The 25,380-nt window shown below is 41.2% G+C and carries 20 protein-coding genes; 6 read left to right on the top strand and 14 right to left on the bottom strand.

All coding sequences use genetic code 11. The features are described 5' to 3' along the window. Positions 1–62: 62 nt before the first annotated feature. From clpB to crp, 4 genes are all read right to left on the bottom strand, one after another. Positions 63–2,642 carry an ATP-dependent chaperone ClpB gene (gene clpB / locus AC4MBN_RS05245; protein WP_491880782.1) on the bottom strand — a complete coding sequence of 860 codons (2,580 nt, stop codon included), beginning with the start codon at positions 2,640–2,642 and terminating at the stop codon, positions 63–65. 253 nt (positions 2,643–2,895) lie between these two features. Beyond that, positions 2,896–3,261 carry an antitoxin Xre/MbcA/ParS toxin-binding domain-containing protein gene (locus tag AC4MBN_RS05240; protein WP_419365569.1) on the bottom strand — a complete coding sequence of 122 codons (366 nt, stop codon included), beginning with the start codon at positions 3,259–3,261 and terminating at the stop codon, positions 2,896–2,898. A gap of 144 nt (positions 3,262–3,405) precedes the next feature. Continuing rightward, on the bottom strand, positions 3,406–4,455 hold the full coding sequence (locus AC4MBN_RS05235; RefSeq protein WP_491880781.1) for an NADP(H)-dependent aldo-keto reductase: 1,050 nt from the start codon (positions 4,453–4,455) through the stop codon (positions 3,406–3,408). A gap of 193 nt (positions 4,456–4,648) precedes the next feature. Beyond that, positions 4,649–5,356, bottom strand: coding sequence for a cAMP-activated global transcriptional regulator CRP (gene crp / locus AC4MBN_RS05230; RefSeq protein ID WP_419365567.1), 708 nt, complete (start codon positions 5,354–5,356; stop codon positions 4,649–4,651). Between the two features lie 147 nt (positions 5,357–5,503). Here crp and AC4MBN_RS05225 point away from each other — a divergent pair, with 147 nt between their 5' ends. Beyond that, positions 5,504–5,926: an OsmC family protein gene (locus AC4MBN_RS05225; protein WP_419365566.1), complete on the top strand. Its 423-nt coding sequence runs from the start codon at positions 5,504–5,506 to the stop codon at positions 5,924–5,926. A gap of 44 nt (positions 5,927–5,970) precedes the next feature. Here the strand turns inward: AC4MBN_RS05225 and AC4MBN_RS05220 are convergent, their stop codons facing one another. The 6 genes from AC4MBN_RS05220 to AC4MBN_RS05195 all read right to left on the bottom strand — a co-directional run bounded on the left by AC4MBN_RS05220 (position 5,971) and on the right by AC4MBN_RS05195 (position 15,706). Next, positions 5,971–7,014: a metallophosphoesterase gene (locus AC4MBN_RS05220; protein WP_491880780.1), complete on the bottom strand. Its 1,044-nt coding sequence runs from the start codon at positions 7,012–7,014 to the stop codon at positions 5,971–5,973. 247 nt (positions 7,015–7,261) lie between these two features. Next, the gene (locus AC4MBN_RS05215; protein ID WP_419374907.1) at positions 7,262–9,499 is read right to left on the bottom strand and encodes an NADP-dependent isocitrate dehydrogenase; all 2,238 of its coding nucleotides are present in this window, start codon (positions 9,497–9,499) and stop codon (positions 7,262–7,264) included. Between the two features lie 784 nt (positions 9,500–10,283). After that, positions 10,284–11,627, bottom strand: coding sequence for an OprD family outer membrane porin (locus AC4MBN_RS05210; RefSeq protein WP_419365563.1), 1,344 nt, complete (start codon positions 11,625–11,627; stop codon positions 10,284–10,286). 179 nt (positions 11,628–11,806) lie between these two features. After that, positions 11,807–13,381: an aldehyde dehydrogenase (NADP(+)) gene (locus AC4MBN_RS05205; RefSeq protein ID WP_491875939.1), complete on the bottom strand. Its 1,575-nt coding sequence runs from the start codon at positions 13,379–13,381 to the stop codon at positions 11,807–11,809. Positions 13,382–13,392: 11 nt separating this feature from the next. Then, positions 13,393–14,391, bottom strand: coding sequence for an AraD1 family protein (gene araD1, locus AC4MBN_RS05200; RefSeq protein ID WP_419365881.1), 999 nt, complete (start codon positions 14,389–14,391; stop codon positions 13,393–13,395). A 4-nt stretch (positions 14,392–14,395) separates the two neighbouring features. Next, the gene (locus AC4MBN_RS05195) at positions 14,396–15,706 is read right to left on the bottom strand and encodes an MFS transporter (RefSeq protein WP_216073597.1); all 1,311 of its coding nucleotides are present in this window, start codon (positions 15,704–15,706) and stop codon (positions 14,396–14,398) included. Between the two features lie 167 nt (positions 15,707–15,873). Between AC4MBN_RS05195 and AC4MBN_RS05190 the strand changes: the two genes are divergently transcribed. The 3 genes from AC4MBN_RS05190 (at position 15,874) to AC4MBN_RS05180 (ending at position 19,401) form a co-directional block, all read left to right on the top strand. Beyond that, a complete protein-coding gene (locus tag AC4MBN_RS05190) occupies positions 15,874–17,607 on the top strand; it encodes an IlvD/Edd family dehydratase (protein ID WP_419365882.1) in 1,734 nt (577 codons plus the stop codon). A gap of 80 nt (positions 17,608–17,687) precedes the next feature. Beyond that, entirely contained in the window at positions 17,688–18,404 is a 717-nt protein-coding gene (locus tag AC4MBN_RS05185) for a FadR/GntR family transcriptional regulator (RefSeq protein WP_419365883.1), read from the top strand. Positions 18,405–18,441: 37 nt separating this feature from the next. Then, positions 18,442–19,401, top strand: coding sequence for an NAD(P)-dependent oxidoreductase (locus AC4MBN_RS05180; protein WP_491880779.1), 960 nt, complete (start codon positions 18,442–18,444; stop codon positions 19,399–19,401). A gap of 133 nt (positions 19,402–19,534) precedes the next feature. On the opposite strand, the gene AC4MBN_RS05175 is transcribed toward AC4MBN_RS05180, so the two are convergent. Further along, positions 19,535–20,854: an MFS transporter gene (locus tag AC4MBN_RS05175; RefSeq protein WP_491875942.1), complete on the bottom strand. Its 1,320-nt coding sequence runs from the start codon at positions 20,852–20,854 to the stop codon at positions 19,535–19,537. Between the two features lie 285 nt (positions 20,855–21,139). Between AC4MBN_RS05175 and AC4MBN_RS05170 the strand changes: the two genes are divergently transcribed. Together AC4MBN_RS05170 and AC4MBN_RS05165 are read left to right on the top strand one after the other, a co-directional pair. Further along, entirely contained in the window at positions 21,140–21,535 is a 396-nt protein-coding gene (locus tag AC4MBN_RS05170; protein ID WP_080631261.1) for a transposase family protein, read from the top strand. Continuing rightward, complete coding sequence (locus AC4MBN_RS05165) at positions 21,483–21,953, top strand: IS5/IS1182 family transposase (RefSeq protein WP_005252359.1); 471 nt, start codon at positions 21,483–21,485, stop codon at positions 21,951–21,953. Before AC4MBN_RS05170 ends, AC4MBN_RS05165 begins: the two co-directional genes overlap by 53 nt. Before the next feature lie 131 nt (positions 21,954–22,084). Here the strand turns inward: AC4MBN_RS05165 and AC4MBN_RS05160 are convergent, their stop codons facing one another. Genes AC4MBN_RS05160 through denD form a run of 3 tightly spaced genes read right to left on the bottom strand, consistent with a single transcriptional unit; the run spans position 22,085 to position 25,347 of the window. Further along, positions 22,085–22,963, bottom strand: a complete 879-nt coding sequence (locus AC4MBN_RS05160; RefSeq protein WP_419375298.1) for an NAD(P)-dependent oxidoreductase — start codon at positions 22,961–22,963, stop codon at positions 22,085–22,087. A gap of 3 nt (positions 22,964–22,966) precedes the next feature. Continuing rightward, the gene (locus AC4MBN_RS05155; protein WP_067763279.1) at positions 22,967–24,340 is read right to left on the bottom strand and encodes an MFS transporter; all 1,374 of its coding nucleotides are present in this window, start codon (positions 24,338–24,340) and stop codon (positions 22,967–22,969) included. Positions 24,341–24,354: 14 nt separating this feature from the next. Further along, on the bottom strand, positions 24,355–25,347 hold the full coding sequence (gene denD / locus AC4MBN_RS05150) for a D-erythronate dehydrogenase (protein WP_491880778.1): 993 nt from the start codon (positions 25,345–25,347) through the stop codon (positions 24,355–24,357). Positions 25,348–25,380: the final 33 nt, after the last annotated feature.

Raw genomic sequence — 25,380 nt, 5'->3', positions numbered from 1 at the left:
TGAATATAAGATAAAGAAAAACCCAGCCTAGGCTGGGTTTTTTGTTGCGAGGAAAACTGGTATTAGCTGAGTTTCAATTTTTCAAAGACCAGCTCGCCGCTTTCACCACGAACGACGATAGTATCACCAGGACCAAACTCACCTGCCAGGATGCTTTGTGCCAAACCATTTTCAATACGTTGCTGGATCGCACGTTTTAATGGACGCGCACCATACAACGGATCGAAACCAGCTTCGATTAACTGATCGAAAGCAGTGTCATCCACAGAAAGATGCATATCGCGTTCTGCCAGACGTTGACGTAAGCGGTTCAACTGGATATCGGCAATACCACGGATCTGGTCTTTTTCCAGCGCATGGAACACCACTAGCTCATCAATACGGTTGATAAACTCTGGACGGAAATGTTCCGATACCGCATTCATCACCACTGTACGGACTTCTTCACGAGTGGCTTTATCACCCAGTTCACGGACATCCTGTGAACCCAGGTTCGAAGTCATCACAATCACGGTATTTTTAAAGTCCACCACACGGCCTTGCGAGTCTGTTAAACGACCATCGTCCAGCACTTGCAGCAGAATGTTAAATACATCCGGATGCGCTTTTTCGACCTCATCGAATAACACCACGCTATATGGTTTACGGCGCACCGCTTCAGTCAGCACACCACCTTCTTCATAACCGACATAGCCTGGAGGTGCACCGACCAAGCGGCTCACCGAATGTTTTTCCATAAATTCGGACATGTCGATTCGGATCATGGCATCGTCACTGTCGAACAGGAAGTTTGCCAGTGCTTTGGTCAACTCGGTTTTACCCACACCTGTTGGGCCTAAGAACAGGAATGAACCACTTGGACGGTTTGGATCTGACAAGCCGGCACGTGAACGGCGCACAGCATTCGATACAGCCACTACGGCTTCTTCCTGACCAACAACACGGTTATGCAGGAAGTCTTCCATATGCAGCAGTTTGTCACGCTCACCTTGCAGCATTTTCGCTACAGGAATACCGGTCGCAGCACTTACTACTTCAGCGATCTCATTGTCAGTGACTTTGTCACGTAGCAGTTTTGGTGCTTCACTTTCTTCAGCCGCTTCAATACGTTCCAACTGTTTTTGCAGTTCAGGAATCACACCGTATTGATAACGTGCTGCTTCAGCTAGATCACCTTCACGCTGGGCTTTTTCTAAGGCAATACGAGCCTGATCCAGTTTCACCTGAATATCTTTGTTGCCTGCTACCAGCGCTTTATCGGCACGCCAGATTTCTTCCAATTCGCTGTACTCTTTCTCTACAGTGGCAATCTGCTCTTCCAGGTGTTTCACTTCACCTTGTGCACCAGAGTCTGCATCTTTTTTCACAGCTTCAAGCTGCATCTTCAGCTGAATCAGACGACGTTCGAGTTTATCCAGCGCTTCAGGTTTAGAATCCAGCTCCATTTTGATACGAGATGCTGCTTCATCAATCAGGTCAATGGCTTTATCCGGCAATTGACGATCTGTGATGTAACGATGCGACATTTTCGCCGCAGCAATGATTGCAGAATCCAGAATCTGCACACCATGGTGAGTCGCATAACGGTCTTTCAGACCACGCAGAATCGCAATGGTATCTTCCACGCTTGGCTCATCCACCAGCACTTTCTGGAAACGACGCTCTAAAGCTGCATCTTTTTCAATGTATTGACGATATTCATCCAGAGTCGTTGCACCGACACAGCGTAGTTCACCACGTGCCAATGCTGGTTTCAGCATGTTACCCGCATCCATGGCACCATCGCCTTTACCGGCACCCACCAGTGTATGCAGCTCGTCAATGAACAGGATAATTTCGCCTTCATGTTTAGCCAGATCTTTCAGAACGGCTTTTAGACGTTCCTCGAACTCACCACGATATTTAGCGCCTGCTAGCAAAGAACCAAGGTCCAGAGATAAGACACGTTTGCCTTTCAGTCCTTCTGGAACTTCACCATTGACAATACGTTGTGCTAGACCTTCGACAATCGCAGTTTTACCGACACCCGGTTCACCGATCAGTACCGGGTTGTTTTTGGTACGGCGTGACAGCACCTGAATCGTACGACGGATTTCATCATCACGACCAATCACCGGGTCCAGTTTGCCTGCCATGGCACGTTCAGTTAAATCAATCGTATATTTATTCAGTGAGTCCCGTTGATCTTCATGATTATTGCTCATGACTTTTTCATCGCCTCGAATTTGATTAATAACCTGTCGTAAATTTTCAGTTTTTACGCCAATACTATTTAATAAGGTTTTGGTGGCACCCGTTTCTGCAAGTGCCAGTAATACCCAGTCAGTGGACAGGAACTCATCTCCTGCTTTCTGTGCATAACTGTCCGCAAGATGCAGGGCTTTGGCTGCTTCCTGACTGATATTGATATCGGCAGAGGGATTGCCGAGCGTAGCTACATTATTTAGCACAGTTTGTACTTTGCTTTGCAGTTCACGCAGGTTCGCTCCAGCCTGTTGCAGCAAGCTCACATTCGATGCTTCTTCCATCAAGGTGGACAAGATGTGAATCCCTTCAATGGCAGCATGATCTTTGCTCATTGCCAGAGATTGCGCATCGGAAAGGGTTTGCTGTAAGCGATTGGTAAATTTCTCAAAACGCATTCTTGTTATTCCTCACAACAAATTTTCTACTTGATGGATATATGGGTGCTGGAAATAAAATTTCAAATAATTTTTTATATATTTTTCAAAACTTTAATTAAATAAAAGACAGAGTTATCAGTATTAATATTGGTATTCAATGAAAATATTTCAAGTGAGCGAAAGTAGAATTTTTAAAGTGAAGATCAATAATGAATATCTGATTTAATTTACTCTGCTATTTTTCGGATGGGTAGAAAATAGAGAAAGACCTTTAGTGCGGTTGCAAGCGTCCTAGTAATCGCAATACTGCACTCAAACCATGTTCTGTTTGTATCAAGGATCTTGGCGTTTGCTCATCCAAAAGCTTGTTAGGCGAATTGATAAACTGGCGCATCCAGCTCAAGTCTCCACCATTCAGACCAAATAATGCTTGATAGATATTGATTAAAGTTATTGCTCTTTTACCTGCGGTAGTATCTGCTTCTAATTCTTTTTGATTTATGATTGACGATAATTCTGCTTCAGATAGATCCAGAACTAATGCAAGCTCAGATTCTTGCAATTGCAAATGCTCAGCTAAGTTGAATATTGCTATAGCTAATACTTGGGATTTAGAAATATCCGTTTCATTATTCATTTTTGTCAAATTCTATTGATGAATCTTGTTTTGATTATGCTGCCTTTATCCTTTTCTTGCTATGTTGTTTATCATTAAATTTGATCCTTTATTGATACAAAAATGCCCTCACTTGAAGGGCATTTAAAGAGAACACTTGAACAATTATGGTGCCGGATTGGGTTGCTGACGGTGAATGGCTTCAATGCCCTGCAGGACTTCTTCAGAAAGATTCACGTCAAACGCCTGAATGTTTTCCTTGAGCTGATCCAAGTTGGTCGCACCAATAATAGTACTGGTCACGAAGAACTGCTGTTTAATGAAAGCCAGTGACAACTGGGTTAAGGTCAGGCCATGCTGCTCAGCCAGTTGTGCATACTGCTCGACGGCCCACTCGCTTTCCGGATTGCTATAACGGCTAAAACGTGAAAATAAAGTCACACGTGCATTGGCTGGACGTGCACCATTTCGGAACTTACCAGTCAGATAACCAAATGCCAATGGAGAATAAGCCAGCAAACCTACACCTTCATATTTGGAAATTTCCGACATACCAATTTCATAAGTGCGATTCAGCAAGCTATACGGATTTTGTACACTAACAAATTTAGACAATCCCAGTTTCTCTGCCAGATGCAGGAACTTCATGGTGCCCCAAGGTGTTTCATTGGACAGGCCAATATAACGAATACGACCTTTCTTAATTTCGTCATGCAAAGCAGTCAGGGTTTCTTCCAGATTCGTGACAGCACGATCATCTGCAGCTTCTGCATTGCCATAGCCAAGCTTGCCAAAGAAATTGGTCGCACGCTGTGGCCAATGCAATTGGTACAGATCGATATAATCAGTTTGCAAACGTGACAATGAATTATCAATTGCTGATGCAATCTCATCTGCCACAAATCGGGTCTGACCATCACGGATATGGCTACCACCTTGTGACGGACCGGCAATTTTCGAAGCTAAAAACAGTTTGTCACGACCACCACGTGAAGCAATCCAGTTACCAATAATGCGTTCAGTTGCACCTTGAGTTTCCGGCTTGGGTGGCACCGGATACATTTCTGCGGTATCCCAGAAATATAAACCTTGATCCAGGGCATAGTCTAATTGCTGAAAAGCCTCTTCCTGAGTATTCTGCTCACCAAAGGTCATGGTGCCCAAACAGATTTCTGGCAATAAGATTCCCGTATCCGCCAATGGTCTGAATTGCATAAAAATATCCTTTAAGTTTATCTGTTATTTATCAAGAGCAAGTCTGCTATAGCCTATCGGAATTATAAGGCGGACTTAAATCATCTTTTCTAACAAGCTTGTGCCAATTTGTTATGTTCTGAATCAGGCTGAAATTTTTAAACAGGAATAAAAAAAGCAAACCCGAAGATTTGCTTTTTATCACGCTTTTGACTTATTCGTCCTCGAACTCGCCAGCAGCTACTACTTCAGGTTCTTCCAGCGATGCATCAAAAATCAGAATCGCCTTACCATCGGTTTCAATCATACCCTGTTCTTCTAGCGTTTTTAGAACACGACCGACCATTTCACGTGAACACCCAACAATACGGCCAATTTCCTGACGGGTAATACGGATTTGACGACCATTTGGCAAGATCATCGCTTCTGGCTGAGATGACAGGTCAATCAGACAACGTGCGATACGGCCAGACACATCAATAAATGCCAGGTCAGTCACTTTACGTGTGGTATTTTTCAGACGACGAACCAGCTGGGCAAAAACTGCATAGCTTAGATCTGGATATTGTTTGCTAATTTCATGAAAGTTTTCATAGGTAATTTCAGCAATTTCACAGACATCACGAGTACGCACTTCTGCAGTACGCTGTGGATTTGCTTCGAAAAGACCCATTTCCCCAAAGAAGTCTCCCGCATTTAAATAAGCTACCACAATCTCACGTTCATCATCTTCACGAAGAATGATAGATACAGACCCCTTCAGAATTAAATACAGCGATTTAGATTCTGATCCTGCATCCACGATCGTGGTACGTTTTGGATAGCGATTGATATATGCACGTTTTAATAACGCTTTCACTGATTCAGGTAGTTGCCCTGGCGAAAGTGCGTCTGTGCTTAATTGTGAAAAGTTTGAAGTCATGCTTACAGTTCCGAATATGGATAATTTATAGATCGCACAAGACCTAATGTGAACTTGTCACACAGTGGGATTGAAATTCCTTATCAACCCAATTTATGTTAGTGTACAGTTACTTCGTAAATTTATAGCTTTTTTTAGGTAGTTGCAATGCAAACGAGTGTTCATTGGCTAGAGAATGTTGCTTTTGAAGCAAAAACTCAAAGTGGTCACAGTATCATCATGGATGGTTCACCTGAATATGGCGGTGAAAACCGTGGTCCTCGCCCAATGGAACTGATTTTAACCGGTCTGGGTGGTTGTGCTTCTTTTGACATTGTGACGATTTTAAAGAAAGCACGTCAGGAAATTACTGATGTTCACTGTGAATTAAAAGCAGAACGCGCCGATACAATTCCTGCGGTATTTACCAAAATCCATCTACACTTTGTGGTCAGCGGTAAAGGCATCAAAGAGAAACAGGTCGCTAAAGCGGTAGAGCTTTCTGCTGAGAAATACTGCTCTGCCAGCAAAATGCTGTCCGACGGTGGTGTCGAGATTACTCACGATTTTGAAATTATAGAAGTAGAATGATCCGCTAATTTCATTAAAAAAAGCAGTCTTCGTGGCTGCTTTTTTTATGTCATTTTTTGAGTGAAATACTGCTGGCCATCTTCAAAAATCACCAGATTTTCAGGCCATCTTAAAGCCCCAAGATGATGAGCATACTCAGCCTGTTGCTGTCGGTCACGATAACGCCTACCCACTGAATAATCGACACAAAATACATTCTGCTGCTGACCAAACCATTGCAGGGCATCAATGTGCTTAAACAGACCGGATTTTTCTTCGGTGGTTTTAAAGTTTCGCCAATAATGGCCAATCACCACAGGTATCGTATCTGTATAACACTCCCACCATGGCAAACGGTCAATCATGCGCCAGCGCCCCCCTGCATAGACTGGTCGTCGCGCAATTTTTTCTGCGCCTGAGCTTAAGGTACGAATCGGATTTTGCATCTGGTCGCGTAACTCTTTCTCAGCGATATATTTTAATAAGGGAATGCTAGCTGTTGGATCCTTGAACTGCCCCTGATATTGCTGCTGTTCACTCTGAATATATTCATCAAAGCCCAAGGTCTGCAACTCAAGCTCATTTTTCAGGACAAAATGATCATAAGCCTGTCTGATTGAATTAAAAGGAACAGATTTCAATTGTTGAATTGCCTGCGTATCCCAACAGGCATGCACAATTCTTAAATGAGGTGCATCTAGTGCCAAAGGCAGGCTGTTTAGAAATTCCAGAATCCATGCACGATCCTGACTTGAAGCCTGAACTGAATCAAAAGTTTTGAGATCATCCTGATGCGGTGAACCAAAAAACCAGCCATTGCCTTCCCGTAGCGTATCGGTTAACAAGTTGATTTCATGATTACCCAGAATGCATTGCGCATTGCCATTTTCTATTAAATTTTTGACCTGTCTAATGACAGCGATACTGTCTGGTCCACGATCACACAGATCTCCGACAAAAATCAGTTTACGCTGTTCAGGATGACGACCTTGCAGATCGTAGCCCAATACTTCTAATAATTGTTGTAGCGCATCAATCTCACCATGAATATCGCCAACAATATCCACCGGACCATCGAAAGTCTGTCGTATGAATATCTGATTACTCATGGCTCTACCCTACCCAGGTCAACAAAACCTTTTTTTAATATAGCGTTTATACTTTAAATCAATATAACAATTTCAGAATTATTTTTTAATCATTTCGATTATTCAATCAAATAACGATAGATCAGAAACTTAACTGAAATCTCATTTCTTCATTTCTTATCTAAATGTATATCTAAAAACAATAAAAAACCGGCGCCTAAGCACCGGTTTTATTCACTTTACGAGCTTTAAAGCTAGTACAGCCTGATTAAGCGTTTAGTGATTCAATGATTTGGTTCAATGTAGCACTTGGACGCATTACAGCATTTACTTTTGCAGGATCAACTGCATAGTAACCACCGATATCTACAGATTGGCCTTGAACTGCATTCAATTCGCTCACGATCTTCTCTTCATTTTCAGCAAGAGATTGAGCGATCGGTGCAAATTTCGCTTTCAATTCTGCATCTTCGTCTTGCGCTACAAGTTCTTCAGCCCAGAATTTAGCCAGGTAGAAGTGGCTGCCACGGTTGTCTAGCTCGCCAGTACGACGTGATGGAGACTTGTCATTGTCAAGCAATTTACCAGTCGCAGCATCCAGTGTTTTCGCAAGCAGTTTCGCACGTGCATTGTTTTCTTTAATGCCCATTTCTTCCAGAGAAACAGCCAATGCCAAGAACTCACCTAGAGAATCCCAACGTAAGTGGTTTTCTTCTACCAATTGTTGTACGTGTTTAGGTGCAGAACCACCAGCACCAGTTTCGTACATACCGCCACCTGCCATTAAAGGCACGATAGACAACATTTTCGCAGAAGTACCAAGCTCCATAATTGGGAACAAGTCTGTGAGGTAGTCACGTAAGATGTTACCTGTTACAGAAATGGTATCTAGACCGCGAGCAACACGTTCAAGTGTATAACGCATTGCACGTACTTGAGACATGATTTGGATGTCTAAGCCGTCAGTGTCATGATCTTTCAAGTATTTTTCAACTTTCTTGATCAATTCATTTTCGTGTGGACGGTATGGGTCTAACCAGAAGATTGCTGGCATGCCAGAGTTACGTGCACGAGTCACAGCCAGTTTCACCCAGTCGCGGATCGGTGCGTCTTTCACCTGGCACATACGCCAGATATCGCCTTCTTCCACATTTTGAGACATCAACACTTCACCTGTTTCAAGGTCAGTGATGTTCGCAACACCCGCTTCTGGAATTTCGAAAGTCTTGTCGTGAGAACCGTATTCTTCAGCCTTTTGAGCCATTAGACCAACGTTAGGAACTGTACCCATAGTACGTGGGTCGAAGTTACCATTCCATTTACAGAAGTTGATCATTTCCTGGTAAATACGTGCGAATGTAGATTCAGGCATAACTGCTTTACAATCGTAAGGTTTACCGTCAGCACCCCACATTTTACCGCCAGTACGGATCATTGCAGGCATAGAAGCATCTACAATCACGTCGTTTGGAGAATGGAAGTTAGTAATACCTTTTGCAGAATCAACCATCGCAAGTGCTGGACGGTGTTCTTGGCATGCATGAAGATCTTCAATGATTTCTTCACGTAAAGAAGTCGGTAAAGATTCGATTTTTTCGTAAAGACCAGCCATACCGTTGTTTACGTTAATGCCGAGCTCGTCGAATAATTTACCGTGTTTCTCAAACGCATCTTTGTAGTAAATACGCACACAGTGACCGAATACGATCGGGTGTGATACTTTCATCATGGTCGCTTTAACGTGTAAAGAGAACAGGATGCCAGCTTCTTTACAATCTTCTAATTCTTTTTCATAGAAGTCGCAAAGTGCCTTTTTGCTCATGAACATTGAGTCGATGATTTCGCCGTCTTGAAGCGCAACTTTTGGCTTAAGAACGATAGTTTCACCAGACTTAGTGATCAGTTCCATTTTCACATTACGTGCACGGTCTAAAGTCATAGACTTTTCGCCATGGTAGAAGTCGCCTTCTTGCATGTGAGAAACGTGAGTTTGTGACCAAGGTTTCCATTCACCCATAGAATGTGGGTGTTTTTTCGCGTAGTTTTTCACTGCTGTCGGCGCACGACGGTCAGAGTTACCTTCACGAAGTACTGGGTTCACTGCTGAACCTAGGCACTTGCTATAACGCGCTTTAATTGCTTTTTCTTCTTCAGTAGTCGGGTTTTCTGGATAGTCAGGCAGTGCATAGCCCTTAGACTGAAGTTCTTTAATACATGACGTCAACTGAGCAACAGATGCACTAATATTAGGGAGTTTAATGATATTAGTATCTGGGTCCTGAGTAAGACGACCTAATTCTGCCAGGTTATCTGAAACTTTCTGCTCATCGCTTAGATAGTCTGCGAATTCTGCAAGTACGCGTGCGGCTACAGAGATGTCTGTCTTAACAATCTCAACGCCCGCCGGCTTAGTAAAGGTCTCAATGATCGGCAGTAGAGAGTAAGTCGCCAATAATGGCGCCTCGTCGGTCAGTGTGTAAATAATTGTTGACTTTCCACCAGCCATATATAGCCCCTTGCTTTGGATTGAGTTTCTGATCATCAGGCTTTTGGCCTAATTTCAGCGAACCGGTTACTTAAATAAACTTTGAAAGTAGTGGTGCTGGTTGCACCTCAGTCAAAGGAATATCAATACATATTCAACTTTGCCTGAAAAATTCGTAAAAATTGTCAGCGTGATTCACCGACAGCAGTATTCTACGTGAAAATGAACCTTTTTTCGAATCGGCACATTGCCAAACCATGCGATTTGTGCATTAGAGGGTTAATTCTCAGATTTTGCTTAATTTTACCAAGAATTATAATTTAATCATTATAATTCAACTACTTAAATTAAAAATCAGACAGATTTACCTATAAACTTAAAGTGTGCTTAATTCGGTTTTTTGCCATCAATTTTTATCTACATGTTGGGTATCATGAAAATAAATTATCAATGGCCGTAATTTCCATAAGTATGGGTTAAAAAGCGAATTGAAACAGATCTGTTCTTTCCTATCGAAATTTATGATCTGCACCTGATAAATTGATAGTTGATCCTGAAGACTTAAGACAACCTAAATAATAATCACCTTTCTACTCTTTCTTCAGTTTAAATTATGTGCATTTTTTTAATCGAACTTATAAAGCGCAAGAAGAGACTTTAGGTAATTTAGACCTTGGATAGCCTATAAACAATGTAAATTATTTTTTAATTCAAAATAGTTTCAGGATGATTCATAAAGAATCATCCTAGAAAAATTTACTCTACTCAAATTTAAAAATGAAAATATTTAAGATTTTTGAGTCATTTAAAATGAAAAAGGATATTCAATAATAACCCGAAGCTCATCAATATCATTATATCGATAGCCTTTAGTCGCTCGGTGGGTAGCTTGTCGCAATTTAATATCCATACCTTTAGCAAAACCCGAAGCAACCTTATAAGCTAATTGTATATTACGTTCCCAATGCTTATTGTCTTTGCTAGGGTCGTAAATAAATCTTTGAGTATAAAAGGTATTGTCACTATTACTATTGTCTACATCCCAGCCATAAATATATCGGCCCATTAAGCTTAGGCCGGGCAGTCCATAAGTGCTCAGATCTGTTTCATATTTAAGCTGGAGTGATTTTTCATTTGCTTCAGAAAAACTGGCAAACTGCGCTGCATTTAAAATTGAAATATTACCGCCAATTGTGGAGTATCCTACCCAGTCAAAAGGTTCATTGCCAAATACCTGTTGATATCCCAGAGAAATAGTATGTTGATCTATCTGATATCCCACTAATCCAGACACAATATTTGCTTCAATATTACCTGCAACTTTTTTGCCCGTATCTTTATTACTATATCCGGCAAAGGCTGCTTTAAATTTATGGTTATTCTCAAGAGCATGCTGGAAATTTGCACCTAGAAAGAATTGTGTCCAAACATCTTCTAATTCAGAAGCATAAGCAGTTACGGAGGTGTTTGGTAATTTATAGGTTCCACCAGCAAAACTAACACTATCAGCTTTAATACCTGCAGCTGGGCCATAATCTGTGGTAAAAAAGTTTAAATCCTTTGTGGAATCTACCGGATTCATACTATAAAAATAACCGGCATTTAATTCTAAATGATCTATAGATGTATTCTGTAAAGTTACACCTGTACTCACAGATGGGAGTAATCGAGATGTATTGGTCGCTAATACTGGTACATTGGGAAATTGATTACCATAGGTCAATACAGTGTCTTTATATTTGACTTTTAAGGCACCTCCAACTTCTCCATTAAAGCTTTTAGTCTTACCAGTTACAGGATCAAATTCTATTAAATTCGTACCAGTCTTAAGTTCATCACTGTATAGTTTTATAGCTGCCATGCCATACGCATCAAATCCTATTTGCAAGGCGGTATCAGTATAACCAGACGTATACCTTGCCATGACACCATGCGCCCATTCACTACGATAGCCTTCTCTATCTTCTTCTGCTAACTGTGTGTTTGCGCCCGAAGGATTTGAAGCTCCATTTCTAAAATCACGATAAAAATAAAAATTGCGGTTGACTACATCAAATTGACCGTCTTCAAATAGTTCATTTGCCAATAACTCAGGTGATAAAGGCATAAGTGTCCCTACCACTAGTGAAAATTTCACAAGAGTATTCATTACATTCATCCTTAAATGTTTCTTAATTTATTATTGAGATTATGGTTATCTAGGCTAAGCAGATAAATTCATACTTAACTCATTCCAAGCATTTGTCTATATAGACCTCTATGGGTTTTAGAAGCGGGTCACTCAAATGAATAGAGTTCCCCGCCTTCTGATTATGTATGTCTTATCTTTCAGATACGATCCCGGGTCATTTCACCATTGACCAGTCTTAACAGATTTAGTGGATTCTCATCTCTCAATGCCTCCGGCAACAAACTTTGCGGATAGTTCTGGTAGCAGACCGGACGAAGATAACGATCAATGGCCAAAGTTCCTACAGAGGTACCACGTGAATCGGAAGTGGCTGGATAAGGCCCACCATGTACCATGGCATCACAGACTTCTACCCCAGTCGGATACCCATTTAACAACAAACGGCCAGCCTTTTCTTCTAATACCGGTACTACTTCCGCGAATTCTTCCAGATCCTGATCTTCTGCAATCAGTGAGGCTGTTAACTGTCCATTCATACTGCTGAGTGCCTGAAGTAACTGTGCCTTGTCTTCCACTTCAATTACGATGGTGGTTGGGCCAAAGATTTCTTCCTGCAGTAACTGATTTCCTGCAAGTAGTAGCTCCACATCCGCTTTGAACAGCTGAGGTAATGCCTGGTTTCCTTGCTGTTCCTGACCTGCCAAATGTTGAATCCCTGCATGCTCGGCTAAATGAGACAGACCTGATGTATAGCTTTTTAAAGTACCTGCATTGAGCATGGTCTGAGCTGGCTTGTTCGCCATGATTACACTGAGCTGCTCGATCAGTTGGGTATATTCAGGCGATTTAATTCCGAGAATCAATCCAGGATTGGTACAGAACTGACCACAACCGAGGACTACTGAATCCGCTAACTCCTGAGCAATCTGATCACCACGGTTTTTTAAGGCTTCTGGTAACATCAGCATTGGATTGATACTGCTCATTTCTGCAAAGACTGGAATAGGCTGCGGACGGGCTGCTGCCATATCGCATAGTGCACGGCCACCTTTCAGAGAACCGGTAAATCCTACAGCCTGAATCAGGGGATGTTTGACCAGTAAGGCACCGACTGCATTGCCATAGATCATATTAAATACACCCTTAGGCATGCCAGTCTTTTCAACGGCACGTTCAATGGCTTGAGCCACATAGTCTGCTGTGGCCATATGACCGCTATGCGCTTTAACTACTACTGAACAACCTGCTGCTAATGCAGAAGCGGTATCACCTCCGGCAGTGGAGAAAGCTAAAGGAAAGTTACTTGCCCCAAAAACGGCAACAGGACCTACACCAATCTTGACCTGACGTAAGTCTGGTCGTGGTAAAGGTTGACGGTCTGGCAGTGCGGTATCAATTCGTGCACCCAGGAAATCACCGCGACGTAATACTTTCGCGAACAGGCGCATTTGCCCGCTGGTACGGCCGCGTTCACCTTGCAGACGAGCAATAGGTAAAGCTGTTTCCAGGGAAATGGTATTTAAAAACTCTTCACCGAGTGCATCCAGTTCATCTGCGATGGTTTCTAGAAAAACAGCACGCTGTTCAGGAGAAGTATGGCGATAGGTTTTAAATGCAGCATGGGCAGCTTCTACTGCACGGTTGACTTCCTGTTCGGTGGCCTGATGGAAATCGAAATCCAGTGCCTCACCTGTGGTGGCATTCAGGCTTTTAAGGATTTTATCACCTTCTGCACTACGACTACCTGCTATAAAGTTGTGTCCAAAATTCATATCTAAGATCCTTAAAGAGTTATAACTGAGCCAATTGGTAATTCAGGTTGAGTTGGTGCCAATCTATTAACTAAGGGTTGTCCAAATTCTTTCATTTCAATTTCAAATTCATCACCAATTTCAGCTTTCATACCGTCTGCAAAAGACAGTGTGGCTGTTCCGAAATAATGAATATGAACATCCCCTGGTTTGAGGAACTGTTGGTATTTAAAATGGTGATATTCAAGATTACTCAGGCTATGACACATATTGTCTTCACCTGAAAGAAACTCTTTTTCCCAAATCACTTCCCCATTACGTTTTAAACGACTCTTACCTACTAGGTGCTTAGGCAGATCGCCTGTTCTTAATTCCGGACCATAACTGCAGAACCGTAATTTTGAATGCGCAAGATATAAATAGTTACGGCGCTCCATAATATGGTCTGAGTATTCATTGCCTAGTGCAAAACCGAGACGGTACGGTTTTAAATCTGGACCGATTACATATAAACCGGCTATTTCTGGCTCTTCACCCCCATCCTCGGCAAAAGGAGGCAGTGGTAATTCTGTACCAGGACGTACAACGATTGAGCCATCTCCTTTATAGAACCATTCTGGTTGTGCACCTACCTGACCTGCTTCAGGTTTACCTTTTTCTACTCCCCACTGGAACATGCGCATGGTATCCGTCATAGAAGCTGGATCATTCAGATTCTGTTGATGCATTTTGTCGCGCGTAGATGCTGATCCTAAATGTGTTAAACCTGTTCCTGATATAAAACAGTGCGCAGCATCAGGATGATCTAAAGGAGGCAATACTTTGTGATTATTTAATAGCTCGACATAGTCATAACGTTGTTCTGCAAAACCCAATGCTTCAACTTGTTTTTCGAGTGACAGACCTTTTTCAATAGCTAAGAGTGCAAGCTCACGAACTGTAGTTATTTCCTTAACCTTTAGTACCTGATTGTTTTCTACGATACCTATCGCACGTTGATTAGAATGATCTTCAAACTGAATAATATTCATGCTGCTATCCTTTAGCATTTTCATTAATGTTCATTGTTTTAGATTTCTTGGTTTCAAATTTTGCATAGACGAAATATGTCAAAATCAAACCAAAAATCATGACTATTGTTAGAAAGTACAAACCTGAAGCCATATTGCCGGTATATTGTTTTAATAAACCGATACCAAACGGGCCGATATAACCACCTAGGTTTCCAACAGAGTTAATAAGAGCAATCCCTGCTGCTGCACTGGCACCTGTCAAGAAGCGCCCAGGAAGTGTCCAGAACACAGCCGTGGTTGAAAATAGAGCGAACGCTACAACAGAAAGTGCAATGAGCTGCATTACAGGCGAAGTCAACCAAGCGCTAAAGAACATGCCACAGGCGCCTAAGGCATATAGGAAGCTAAGATGTCCATAACGGTCATTTAATTTATCTGTACTGCGAGGGATAATAAGCAGACCAATGATCCCGAAGATATAAGGGATACTAGAGAGAAAGCCAACTTGTAGATCTGAACCACCACTAAATTGCTTAATAATGGTAGGTAACCAGAGGTTTAGACCATAAATACTTAAAGTGACCGGTAAATAATATAAAGCCAGAGTTAGTACACGTTTATCTTTTAAAGCATGAAGCGGATTTCCATGACGTGTTTGATCATATTCAGCTTCATCTTTAACTAATTCATTTTTAAGCCAGTTCTTTTGTTCATTACTCAGCCATTTTACAGCACTGATATTGTCTGGAAGATAAAGTAAGGTAGGTAAAGACAGTAATACTGCTGGTAAACCGACCATCACAAACAACCACTGCCAGCCATGCATATTGGCGATCCCGTCCATCCCCAATAATGCACCTGCTAAAGGCCCTGCTACCATCATGGCAATCGGTTGTGACAGGATAAACATCCCCATAATTTTTCCACGATGACGCACCGGATACCATTGGGTAATCAGATACAATACTCCTGGGAAGAAACCTGCTTCAGCCACACCCAGTAAAAATCTGAGAATATAAAAACTGTGTGGCCCTTGAATAAGTGCCATGGCCATGGTGATTAAACCCCATGTCAGCAGAATTCGTGCGAACCACTTTCTGGCACCAAATTTGTCTAATAATAAATTACTCGGCACCTCGAATAGAAAATAACCAATAAAGAATAAGCCTGCACCTAATCCATAAGCCGCATCACCTATTCCTACATCAGCACCCATATGTAAATGGGCAAAACCGACTGCAGCACGATCAATATAAGCAACTAAATATAAGATCACTAAAGCGGGTATTAACTTAAATGTTACCTTCCTAATGACATCCTTCTCGAAATCCATCTTCGACTCCATATTTCCATTTTTAGTTTTAGCTTCATGCTTAGGGAGAAATCTGTAAGGACAAAATATAGTATTACTATTTAAGTTGTAAACCCTTTTAAAACTATTTTTTTTGTTGTATTTTAATTTTAATATTTTAAATAGTAATACCATATAGGGATATAGCGATGTCTAACAAAAAGCCTTTTCGTTCGGCAGCATGGTTTGGGACCACTGATAAAAATGGATTTATGTATCGTAGCTGGATGAAAAATCAAGGAATTCCTGATCACGAGTTTGATGGCCGACCAATCATTGGCATCTGTAATACCTGGTCAGAACTGACTCCTTGTAATGCCCATTTTCGTAAAATAGCTGAACATGTAAAAAAAGGTATTTTAGAGGCTGGAGGCTATCCGGTTGAGTTTCCAGTTTTCTCAAATGGGGAATCAAATTTGCGTCCAACTGCCATGTTAACTCGCAATCTGGCGAGTATGGATGTTGAAGAGGCAATTCGCGGTAATCCTATCGACGGCGTTGTCCTGCTAACAGGTTGTGATAAAACGACTCCAGCATTGCTTATGGGTGCTGCTAGTTGTGATGTTCCTGCAATTGTAGTGACCGGTGGCCCCATGTTAAATGGCAAGCATAAAGGTAAAGACATTGGCGCCGGTACGATTGTCTGGCAAATGCATGAAGAATTAAAAGCCGGAAAAATTGATCTAAATGAGTTTTTATCTGCGGAAGCTGGTATGTCACGTTCCGCAGGAACCTGTAATACCATGGGTACTGCTTCTACTATGGCCTGTATGGCAGAGGCATTAGGCACGTCTTTACCACATAATGCTGCAATCCCAGCAGTGGATTCTCGTCGTTATGTATTAGCGCATTTGTCTGGCATGCGCATTGTAGATATGGTGAAAGAAGACCTTCGTCTTTCTAAAATTTTAACTAAAGAAGCCTTTGAGAATGCTATTAAGGTTAATGCGGCAATTGGTGGTTCAACCAATGCTGTTATTCACTTGAAAGCGATTGCTGGCCGTATCGGGGTTGATCTGGAGCTGGATGACTGGAATCGTGTAGGTCGTGGTATGCCAACAATTGTTGATTTACAGCCCTCAGGCCGCTTCCTGATGGAAGAATTTTATTATAGTGGTGGCCTACCAGCAGTATTACGTCGTATGGGCGAAAGTAATCTGCTCCCACATCCAGATGCATTAACTGTTAATGGTCAGAGTATTTGGGAAAACTGTGAAAACTCGCCTATCTATAATGATGAAGTGATCCGTCAAATTGATAATCCACTTCGTAATGATGGTGGCATGTGTATTCTTAAAGGCAATTTGGCGCCAAAAGGTGCTGTATTAAAACCCTCTGCGGCCTCTCCTGAATTAATGAAACATCGTGGACGTGCAGTAGTCTTTGAAAACTTTGATGACTATAAAGCACGTATCGTTGATCCAGACCTGGATGTAGATGAAACTTGTGTCCTTGTACTGAAGAATGCTGGCCCAAAAGGTTATCCAGGCATGGCTGAAGTCGGCAATATGGGATTACCTCCAAAAATTCTGGCAAAAGGAATTACCGACATGGTGCGGATTTCTGATGCGCGAATGAGTGGGACTGCATATGGTACTGTAGTCTTACATGTAGCACCGGAAGCTATGGCCGGCGGCCCTTTGGCTGCTGTCCAAAATGGTGATTACATTGAACTCGACGCTTATGCTGGAAAACTACATCTGGACATTTCAGATGAAGAATTGCAGCAACGTTTGGCCAATTTACCGGAACCACCAAGACCAAGTTTTATCGGGGGCTACCGTCAGCTCTACGTAGACCATGTACTTCAAGCAGATGAAGGCTGTGACTTTGACTTTTTGGTAGGTTGCCGAGGCTCTGAAGTACCCCGACATTCACATTAAGTGCCTCAAATATAGATGATCTTGTGAAATCATGAGGTCATCTATACCATAATGAGGTCATCAATGATCAATTGTTAAATATGAGTAATGCCGACTATAAAAATCCTGTTCCAAGTAAAAGCCAACATGCTCTTATTGTTCAGCAATTAGGTCTAAAAATCGTATCTGGTGAAATACCAGAAAATGCCAAGCTGCCATCAGAGGCAGAACTGTGTGAAGAATATCAAGTCAGTCGTCCGGTATTTCGTGAAGCTATCCGTGTGCTGAATGCCAAAGGCCTGACCTATTCTCGGCCTAAAATTGGTACAGTTGTGCGACCTAAAGAAGAATGGCATTTGCTTGATCCGGATATTTTATATTGGCTCATTCAATCCACCCCTGAAAATGAATTTTTTAAAACTTTATCTACTGTACGTCGTGTATTAGAACCAGAACTGGCTTATATCGCAGCAAGTACAGCCACAGAAGAAGATATTGCTCATATTAAAAAAGCATATGCAGGAATGGAACAGGCCTCAACAATTGAAGAATTTATCCAGCCGGATATTGATTTCCATCTTTCCATTGCCAAAGCCACTCATAATGATTTACTTGCTTATATGTCAAAAATGCTGGTTTTACCTTTACAGCAGTCTATCCAGGTTACGAGTTTAAGACCGAATTTACAAAACCACTCATTGCCTCGGCATAAAGCGATTTTAACTGCAATTGAAAATAAAGACCCTCTTTCTGCACGCCATGCATCGCTGGTGCAGTTAGAGGATACCAAAATGGCGTATGACTTGATTAAGAAATAAGTCATGACCATACATCTCTGTTTAGATATTTATATTTATGAATACTGTAAATACTGTAAAAGTTACTTGTGTTGAAAAAGGCGTATTACTAAATAAAGCATTTCAATTTAATTTTCCCGTTGAATACACTGAATATGAGCAATTAAGTCAGCAACAGTTTTATGATCAGGTTCATGATCAAGACGTACTTATCATCAGTGACCTGAAAGTAGATGAAAAGATTCTCGATCATAATCCTAACTTAAAGTTATTAGCACTTTGTTCGACAGGTTACGATCATGTGGATATTGAATTATTAAAATCCAGAAATATCAAAATTTGCAATATACGCGGCTATGCTGGCGATGCAGTGGCTGAACATGCATTGGTCCTAATGATGAACCTGATCAAAAATTTCAGCTCCCAAGTTAAGGCTGTCCAAGATGGAACCTGGTCAGATAGTCCGGTATCTTTCTATCTTGCAGCGCCCATTCGTGAACTAAAAAATAAAAATCTGGTCATTGTGGGCAAAGGAGAAATTGGTCAATCGCTTGCAGAAAAAGCACAAGCATTTGGAATGAAGGTTATCTTTAGTGAGCGTAAGCATGCCACGACCTGTCGTGAAGGATATGTTCCATTTACACAGGCAATTCAGCTTGCTGATGTACTGTCCTTGCACTGTGAATTGAATGACGAAACACGCTATATGATTGATCGTAGTGTGCTCAGTCAAATGAAAAAAGACAGTATCCTGATTAATGTAGGCCGTGGCGGTTTGATTCATAGTGAAGATGTGGCAGAAGCATTAACGAATCAACAGATTGCAGGTTTTGGTGCGGATGTACTGGATCAGGAGCCTCCTGCAGCAGACCATCCTTTGTTAAAACTCAAGCATCAAAATGTCATGATCACAGCACACATTGCCTGGGCCACGAATGAAGCCCAAGAGCGACTGTTTTCTATTTTAGAAAGTAATGTAAACCAGAATATTCTAGGTCATGATCAGAATCTAGTTTAGTCCAGAGATTAGCCAAGAAAATAAATTATTCTTCAAAAAAGGCTGTTCATCCCAATGAACAGCCCTCTAAATATCATTAATGATACATCTCTTCTTTAATTTTCTTATATTCCACAGTTGAGATTTATAAGAATTAAACAGGTTTTAAATGATCTTTCTTATCCAAATAACCCAAGATAACTTGCAGCAACACACCAATCAGTGCACAGACTGACATTAAGATGAAGCACAAGGTATAACCGGTTGCATTATGCCAACCACCAAAACTTGTCAGCAATGAACCCATCAGAATCGGCGCAATAGCCCCACCTACATACAGTGCAAAAGTAATAATACTATTAGCCGTCCCCATAGCATCCTGCTCCGCATAATCTGATGCCGTAGCATAATAAATTGGCCAGATTGCATTAGCAGAAAAACCAAAAATTAATTGAATAATAATGACGGAAACCACTCCTTGGGTTAAACAGAAACTGGCGATACCAACGGCCATCCAGATACCACAAAGAATTAGAGTTTTACGACGCCCGATTTTATCAGACAAAGATGGCCAGAAAATTTGCCCCATAATCCCTGTAATCGTAAATACAGCACTTAAACCTGCTGCTTTGGCGAGATCCATTCCTACAATATTGTAGAGATAGGCTGGAAAAATAGTCAGGAAGCCCAAATAAACCACATGAGTAATCAATGTACTACCAGCAGTAAATAAAATACCGCGTGACTTCAATGTCTTTTTTAAAGCCCCTTTCTTCACTTCAGTTGGATTTTTAGCTTTAGTTTCTAAACATGTATTTTCTGTAGGAGGAGTAAAACCTTGATCTATACATGCATCATGAAATTCATCATAGCGTTTCTTGTTTGAGTAAATAGCCCAGAATGTTAATACTGGCACTGAAATCATGATGCCGAGATAAAATGCATAACGCCAGTTTTCAGGACCGAAATAATAAATAATTGATGCCATCACTACCCCACTCAGCATTGCGCCAACGGGATAACCGGCATGATGGGCACCGATTGCAAAACCTCGGTGCTCTTTAGGCCACCATTCTGCGGTATTACTCACCCCAATTGGTTCAGCTACACCACAACCAATAGATACCAGAATCCGTAAAAGAACAAACTTATAAAAAGTATTACTGAATGACATGATGCCAGAGAGTAAGGAAAGAAAAGTAAATCCGACAATCAAAGGCCACTGGAATATTGCACGTTTCCAGCCTGGTGCTTTTAAATCACAATAGGCACTTACGGGAATACTAAGTAAAGCTAGAGACACTGTAATAGCAGCAATGGTATAGCCCCACTCTGTGGGTGTAAGAGAGAACTCTTCACAAATCATATTAGCTGCACGAAAAATCAATTCACGGTCATAGGCAATCACCAACCAGATTAGCCAACAGACTACAAGCGATACCCATGAATGCCGATGAACTTTTTTTAAACTCATTCTATTTCCCTATTTATTAACCATTTAAATATGGTTAATTCCATCCATTTTTATTCTGAATAATTTTATTTATTAGAAAGTCCCTCTATTAAATAAAATATAGAAAAATATAGTTCTATAGATTTTTAAAATCCAATTACATTTTGCCAGTACGTGATAACCCTGCACTATCACTATTATTATTTCTCATCAAACCAATAGATATCTTTCATAAATCAAAAAACGATCTTCTTTTTGGTTAATATTTGCACTCCGGATTTCTTAGCATTCGTGCATAATCTGCGGATGAAATACATCGATTCAAACAAGCTTTCTGATCCTCAGTTCAAGCGATACACAGGCATCTCATGGTCAACTTTCTATTTGATGGTTGAGCAATTGCAGAAGCATGTCTCTGCCAAAGGCAGACCGCCCAAGTTAAGCCTGGAGGATCAGGTTCTGCTCTGTCTGAGCTATTGGCGGGAATACCGAACCTTATTTCACGTTGCGACGAGTTACGGGGTTTCAGAGCCCACAGCCTCAAGAATTGTCCGTCATGTTGAAGACTGCCTGATTCGGTCCAATCTGTTTAATTTACCCAAAGATTTACCCGAGGGCGAAGGCATCGACTGGCATGTTGTGATCGTGGATGCCACGGAAATTCCAATCCAAAGGCCTAAAAAAACAGAAGAAAAGCTATAGCGGCAAGAAAAAGACCCATACCTTTAAAGTACAGGCCATGATTCACTACAAAACTCAGAAAATTCTGAGTTTATGTACCAGTCGCGGTGCAGTGCATGATTTCGAGTTGTTCAAACGCAATTTAAACCAGATTCCTTTTGGGGCTTTTATTCTTGCAGATAAAGGCTATCAGGGGATTTATGTGTTGTATCCGAATAGCCTGTTGCCATTAAAAGCCAAAAGACACTGTAAATTGGATCCTGAATTGAAAATCTATAATCAAGAAATCAATAAAAGAAGAATCGGAATTGAGCATGTATTTGGCAGCCTGAAAACCTTCAAAATCCTTGCTGAGCGTTATCGAAATAGAGGTAAAAGGCTTGGTTTGAGATTCAATTTAATCGCTGGAATCTACAACTTGGAACTGAGCAAAAAATGATTTATGAAAGAGGTCTAATGATTTAGAAATAGATATAAAATATGGAATATATTTTTTATAGTTAAAATAAAGAGATTTAAAATAAAAAACTGGCTATTTAAGAGCCAGTTTTTTATTTTATAAAAGTATAACTATATCTCTATATTATTAAGCCTTTTTATTTCACGAATTAACCCTGAATGGTCTAAGGCTCCATCACCATTATGGACCATATCTGAAAAGAGCTGATTTACCAATTCTGCTACTGGCAATTTTAGGTTTAATTCCTTCGCATAATTTACAGCGGTATGAGTATCTTTTAACTGCGTTGTCGCAGCCCCTCCTGGTTCAAAGTTTTGCCTTAATATACGATCACCATGCTGTTGCAAAATAGGAGAATCAGCAAATCCCCCAGTCAATGCTTGTTTGACTTTATGTGGATTTGCTCCTCCTTGCTGAGCGAAAAGCAATCCTTCTGCAACGGTGGCTATCGTACTCGCAACAATCATCTGGTTAACCAGTTTAGCTAGCTCTCCACATCCGGCAGCGCCCACCAACACTGCTCTACCCATACAATTGAGAACTGCTTGAGCTTCAGTAAAAGTATCTTCTTCGCCCCCCACCATAATGGCAAGAGTTGCATCTTTTGCACCTTTTTCTCCTCCTGAAACCGGAGCATCCAGATACCTTAATCCTAAAGATAAACATCGTTCATTCTGATGTTTTGCAGTTTCTACCGGGATTGAACTCATGACAATCACAATACTATTTTTCTTTAGTTCAGAAACTGCTCCAGCTTGTTGAAACAGAACTTCATCACAGGTTTTTCCATCACTCAGCATTACAATCAGAAGCTCAACATCTTTACCTACTTCCGATAGCTGATGACAGGCTTTTGCACCTGCCTCTTCTAATCCTTTCAATTTAGAGAGGGTCCTGTTCCATACCTGAACCTGGTGACCACCCTTGATTAAATTCATAACCATAGGTGTGCCCATAATACCGGTTCCCACGAATCCAATCCTTGCCATGTTTTATACTCCTTGATTGGGTTGGGCTTTGAGGTTTAATTTTTCTTTTGCTACCTGCTTGCCATTTAAATGGGCAAGCACCAGTAATCCGATCCCACCAATAGCAACAAACCCAGCGATAACTAGAAATGCAATGGTATAAGTACCCGTAGTGGTATATAGATAGCCAGTTAAATATGGGCCTGTAAATCCACTTAAATTACCTACAGAGTTAATTAGTCCAATACCAGCAGCAGCACCTACGCCTGTTAATGTTTGGCCTGGGAGCGTCCAGAAAATATTGATTGCACTAAATACTCCAATTGCCAGGAAAATAAATCCGACGATAATGGCCCATGGCTGGTTCACAAGTAGTGCGATTGCAATAGCACTCGCTGCCATAAGTGCTGCACATGCACCATGCTTATGTCGCTCCTGTTTACGATCCGAGCGACGGCTCCATAAAATCATGCCTACAGCAGCAAATGCATAAGGAATTGCAGTTAAAAGACCATTCTGAATTAAGCTGATTTCCATCCCAAACGTATTCCGGAATGACTCCAGCACACTTGGCAAGAAGAAGAACATTGCATTCGATCCAGACGTAATCCCAAAGTAAACAATTGCCATAACCCATACCAACGGATTTTTAAAGACTTGTTTGATAACGGTTGATTTACTTAGATGGGCATCTGCATGTTCAGTTTTTTCACGCTCTTCTTTTTCTAATGTATTCATTAACCATTGACGTTGATCAGCAGTGAGCCATTGAGCTTCTTTGGGTGTATTGGTTAAGTATTTAAGGCAAATGATACCTAGAATGATGGATGGAATACCCTCAAGCACATACATCATGCGCCAGCCTTCATAACCGATAGTATCACCCCATTGCATGAGTCCAACTGAAATAGGTGCACCAACAATCTGGGCTATCGGCAACCCTAAATAAAATGTAGCAAATACACGCGCACGATACCGTGCTGGAAACCATAAAGTAAGATAGAAAATTACGCCCGGAAAAAAGCCAGCTTCAGCAATACCGAGTAAAAAACGAAGAACGATAAACTGGGTTCCATTCTGAATCAGGCCCATTAAAGCAGCAATGATTCCCCATGTAATCATGATACGTGCGATCCAGATTCTGGCACCGAACCGATGCAGAAGTACATTACTCGGAACTTCTGCAATAAAATAACCAAGGAAAAAAATTCCAGCGCCTAAACCGAAGATAGTTTGAGTGATTCCAATTGCATCATTCATATGCAAGGCGGCAAAGCCGATATTTGTTCTATCTAAAAATGCCATTACAAATAGAATAATAAGAAAAGGAATAATTCTTTTTGAAATACGTTTAATGGTTTGCTCTTCCAGAGCAGATTTAGCTTGAATATCTTCCATAATACTGTCTCACTTTAATTAGCTATCTCAGCTATTAATTCTTGGGTATCTTCAATATGTGCCTGGATGATGCTTTCAAAATTCTTATCCGCTTTGAACCCAAGTGATTCAGCGTATTCAGCTTTAACCTTTACTGGCCAACTTTGCACAATGCGTTGGATCGTTTTATCTTCTTGCCACTGCACGAGATTTACCGCAGATTTTCCTGCAATTTTTTCTAGGGCTTCCAGCATTTGCTGAACGGTCACCGTTAAACCAGGTAATGGAATAATGCGCTGATCGGATAACTGATCGGGAGAAATAACCGCTGCATGAATCATTGAGTCAACACAGCGACGTGGAGAGGTGATAAATACTGGCGTATCAGCCTGGACAGGACAAACCGCGGGCTCACCTTTGAGCGGTTCACGAATGATCGAACTAAAAAATGTTGAAGCAGCTTTATTGGGCTTACCTGGACGAACAACAATTGTTGGTAGACGTAATACTCGTCCATCAATAAAGCCTTTACGTGAATAATCTGAAACAAGTAATTCGCCTACCGCCTTTTGCATGCCATAGGATGATTTAGGTGTGACGACCGTGTCATCTGTAACTACTTCTGGCAGGGCACCTCCAAATACAGCACAACCGCTGGCAAAAATAAATCGAGGTTTGGATCCGTGTTGTCTTACTGATTCAAGCAAGGTCAACAAACCGTATAAATTGACTTCCATACCTAAGTCAAAATCAGCTTCTGCCGCTGAACTGACTACTGCAGCCAGATGCCAAATGACATCTACATTTTTGGTAATTTTAGATACTTGTTCTTTGTCAGTAATATCACCAATCACGACTTGAATTTTCGGGTCTTCAGGAATGTCCTCTCCTGTAAAAGCATCAAATAATATGATTTTTTCTACGGATTGAGCAGCTTGTCCATCTAGTGTGATAGTCCCTAATTCCAAGATTTTTCTAGCTATCTGTTTTCCAATAAAGCCCGTACCACCAGTAATGAGTATATTCATAGGTAATCCTTCCCTAATTTTTGAATTAGACGA

The organism is Acinetobacter sp. CAU_H_60, assembly GCF_058599385.1.
Note: the sequence above shows the minus strand (reverse complement) of the source record. Positions and strands in the feature narration are given on the sequence as shown.

What these genes read in the sequence shown, in the direction of transcription:
- clpB (WP_491880782.1), bottom strand. Translation starts at nt 2,642, where the DNA reads ATGCGTTTTGAGAAATTTACCAATCGCTTACAGCAAACCCTTTCCGAT.
- AC4MBN_RS05240 (WP_419365569.1), bottom strand. Translation starts at nt 3,261, where the DNA reads ATGAATAATGAAACGGATATTTCTAAATCCCAAGTATTAGCTATAGCA.
- AC4MBN_RS05235 (WP_491880781.1), bottom strand. Translation starts at nt 4,455, where the DNA reads ATGCAATTCAGACCATTGGCGGATACGGGAATCTTATTGCCAGAAATC.
- crp (WP_419365567.1), bottom strand. Translation starts at nt 5,356, where the DNA reads ATGACTTCAAACTTTTCACAATTAAGCACAGACGCACTTTCGCCAGGG.
- AC4MBN_RS05225 (WP_419365566.1), top strand. Translation starts at nt 5,504, where the DNA reads ATGCAAACGAGTGTTCATTGGCTAGAGAATGTTGCTTTTGAAGCAAAA.
- AC4MBN_RS05220 (WP_491880780.1), bottom strand. Translation starts at nt 7,014, where the DNA reads ATGAGTAATCAGATATTCATACGACAGACTTTCGATGGTCCGGTGGAT.
- AC4MBN_RS05215 (WP_419374907.1), bottom strand. Translation starts at nt 9,499, where the DNA reads ATGGCTGGTGGAAAGTCAACAATTATTTACACACTGACCGACGAGGCG.
- AC4MBN_RS05210 (WP_419365563.1), bottom strand. Translation starts at nt 11,627, where the DNA reads ATGAATACTCTTGTGAAATTTTCACTAGTGGTAGGGACACTTATGCCT.
- AC4MBN_RS05205 (WP_491875939.1), bottom strand. Translation starts at nt 13,381, where the DNA reads ATGAATTTTGGACACAACTTTATAGCAGGTAGTCGTAGTGCAGAAGGT.
- araD1 (WP_419365881.1), bottom strand. Translation starts at nt 14,391, where the DNA reads ATGAATATTATTCAGTTTGAAGATCATTCTAATCAACGTGCGATAGGT.
- AC4MBN_RS05195 (WP_216073597.1), bottom strand. Translation starts at nt 15,706, where the DNA reads ATGGATTTCGAGAAGGATGTCATTAGGAAGGTAACATTTAAGTTAATA.
- AC4MBN_RS05190 (WP_419365882.1), top strand. Translation starts at nt 15,874, where the DNA reads ATGTCTAACAAAAAGCCTTTTCGTTCGGCAGCATGGTTTGGGACCACT.
- AC4MBN_RS05185 (WP_419365883.1), top strand. Translation starts at nt 17,688, where the DNA reads ATGAGTAATGCCGACTATAAAAATCCTGTTCCAAGTAAAAGCCAACAT.
- AC4MBN_RS05180 (WP_491880779.1), top strand. Translation starts at nt 18,442, where the DNA reads ATGAATACTGTAAATACTGTAAAAGTTACTTGTGTTGAAAAAGGCGTA.
- AC4MBN_RS05175 (WP_491875942.1), bottom strand. Translation starts at nt 20,854, where the DNA reads ATGAGTTTAAAAAAAGTTCATCGGCATTCATGGGTATCGCTTGTAGTC.
- AC4MBN_RS05170 (WP_080631261.1), top strand. Translation starts at nt 21,140, where the DNA reads ATGAAATACATCGATTCAAACAAGCTTTCTGATCCTCAGTTCAAGCGA.
- AC4MBN_RS05165 (WP_005252359.1), top strand. Translation starts at nt 21,483, where the DNA reads ATGCCACGGAAATTCCAATCCAAAGGCCTAAAAAAACAGAAGAAAAGC.
- AC4MBN_RS05160 (WP_419375298.1), bottom strand. Translation starts at nt 22,963, where the DNA reads ATGGCAAGGATTGGATTCGTGGGAACCGGTATTATGGGCACACCTATG.
- AC4MBN_RS05155 (WP_067763279.1), bottom strand. Translation starts at nt 24,340, where the DNA reads ATGGAAGATATTCAAGCTAAATCTGCTCTGGAAGAGCAAACCATTAAA.
- denD (WP_491880778.1), bottom strand. Translation starts at nt 25,347, where the DNA reads ATGAATATACTCATTACTGGTGGTACGGGCTTTATTGGAAAACAGATA.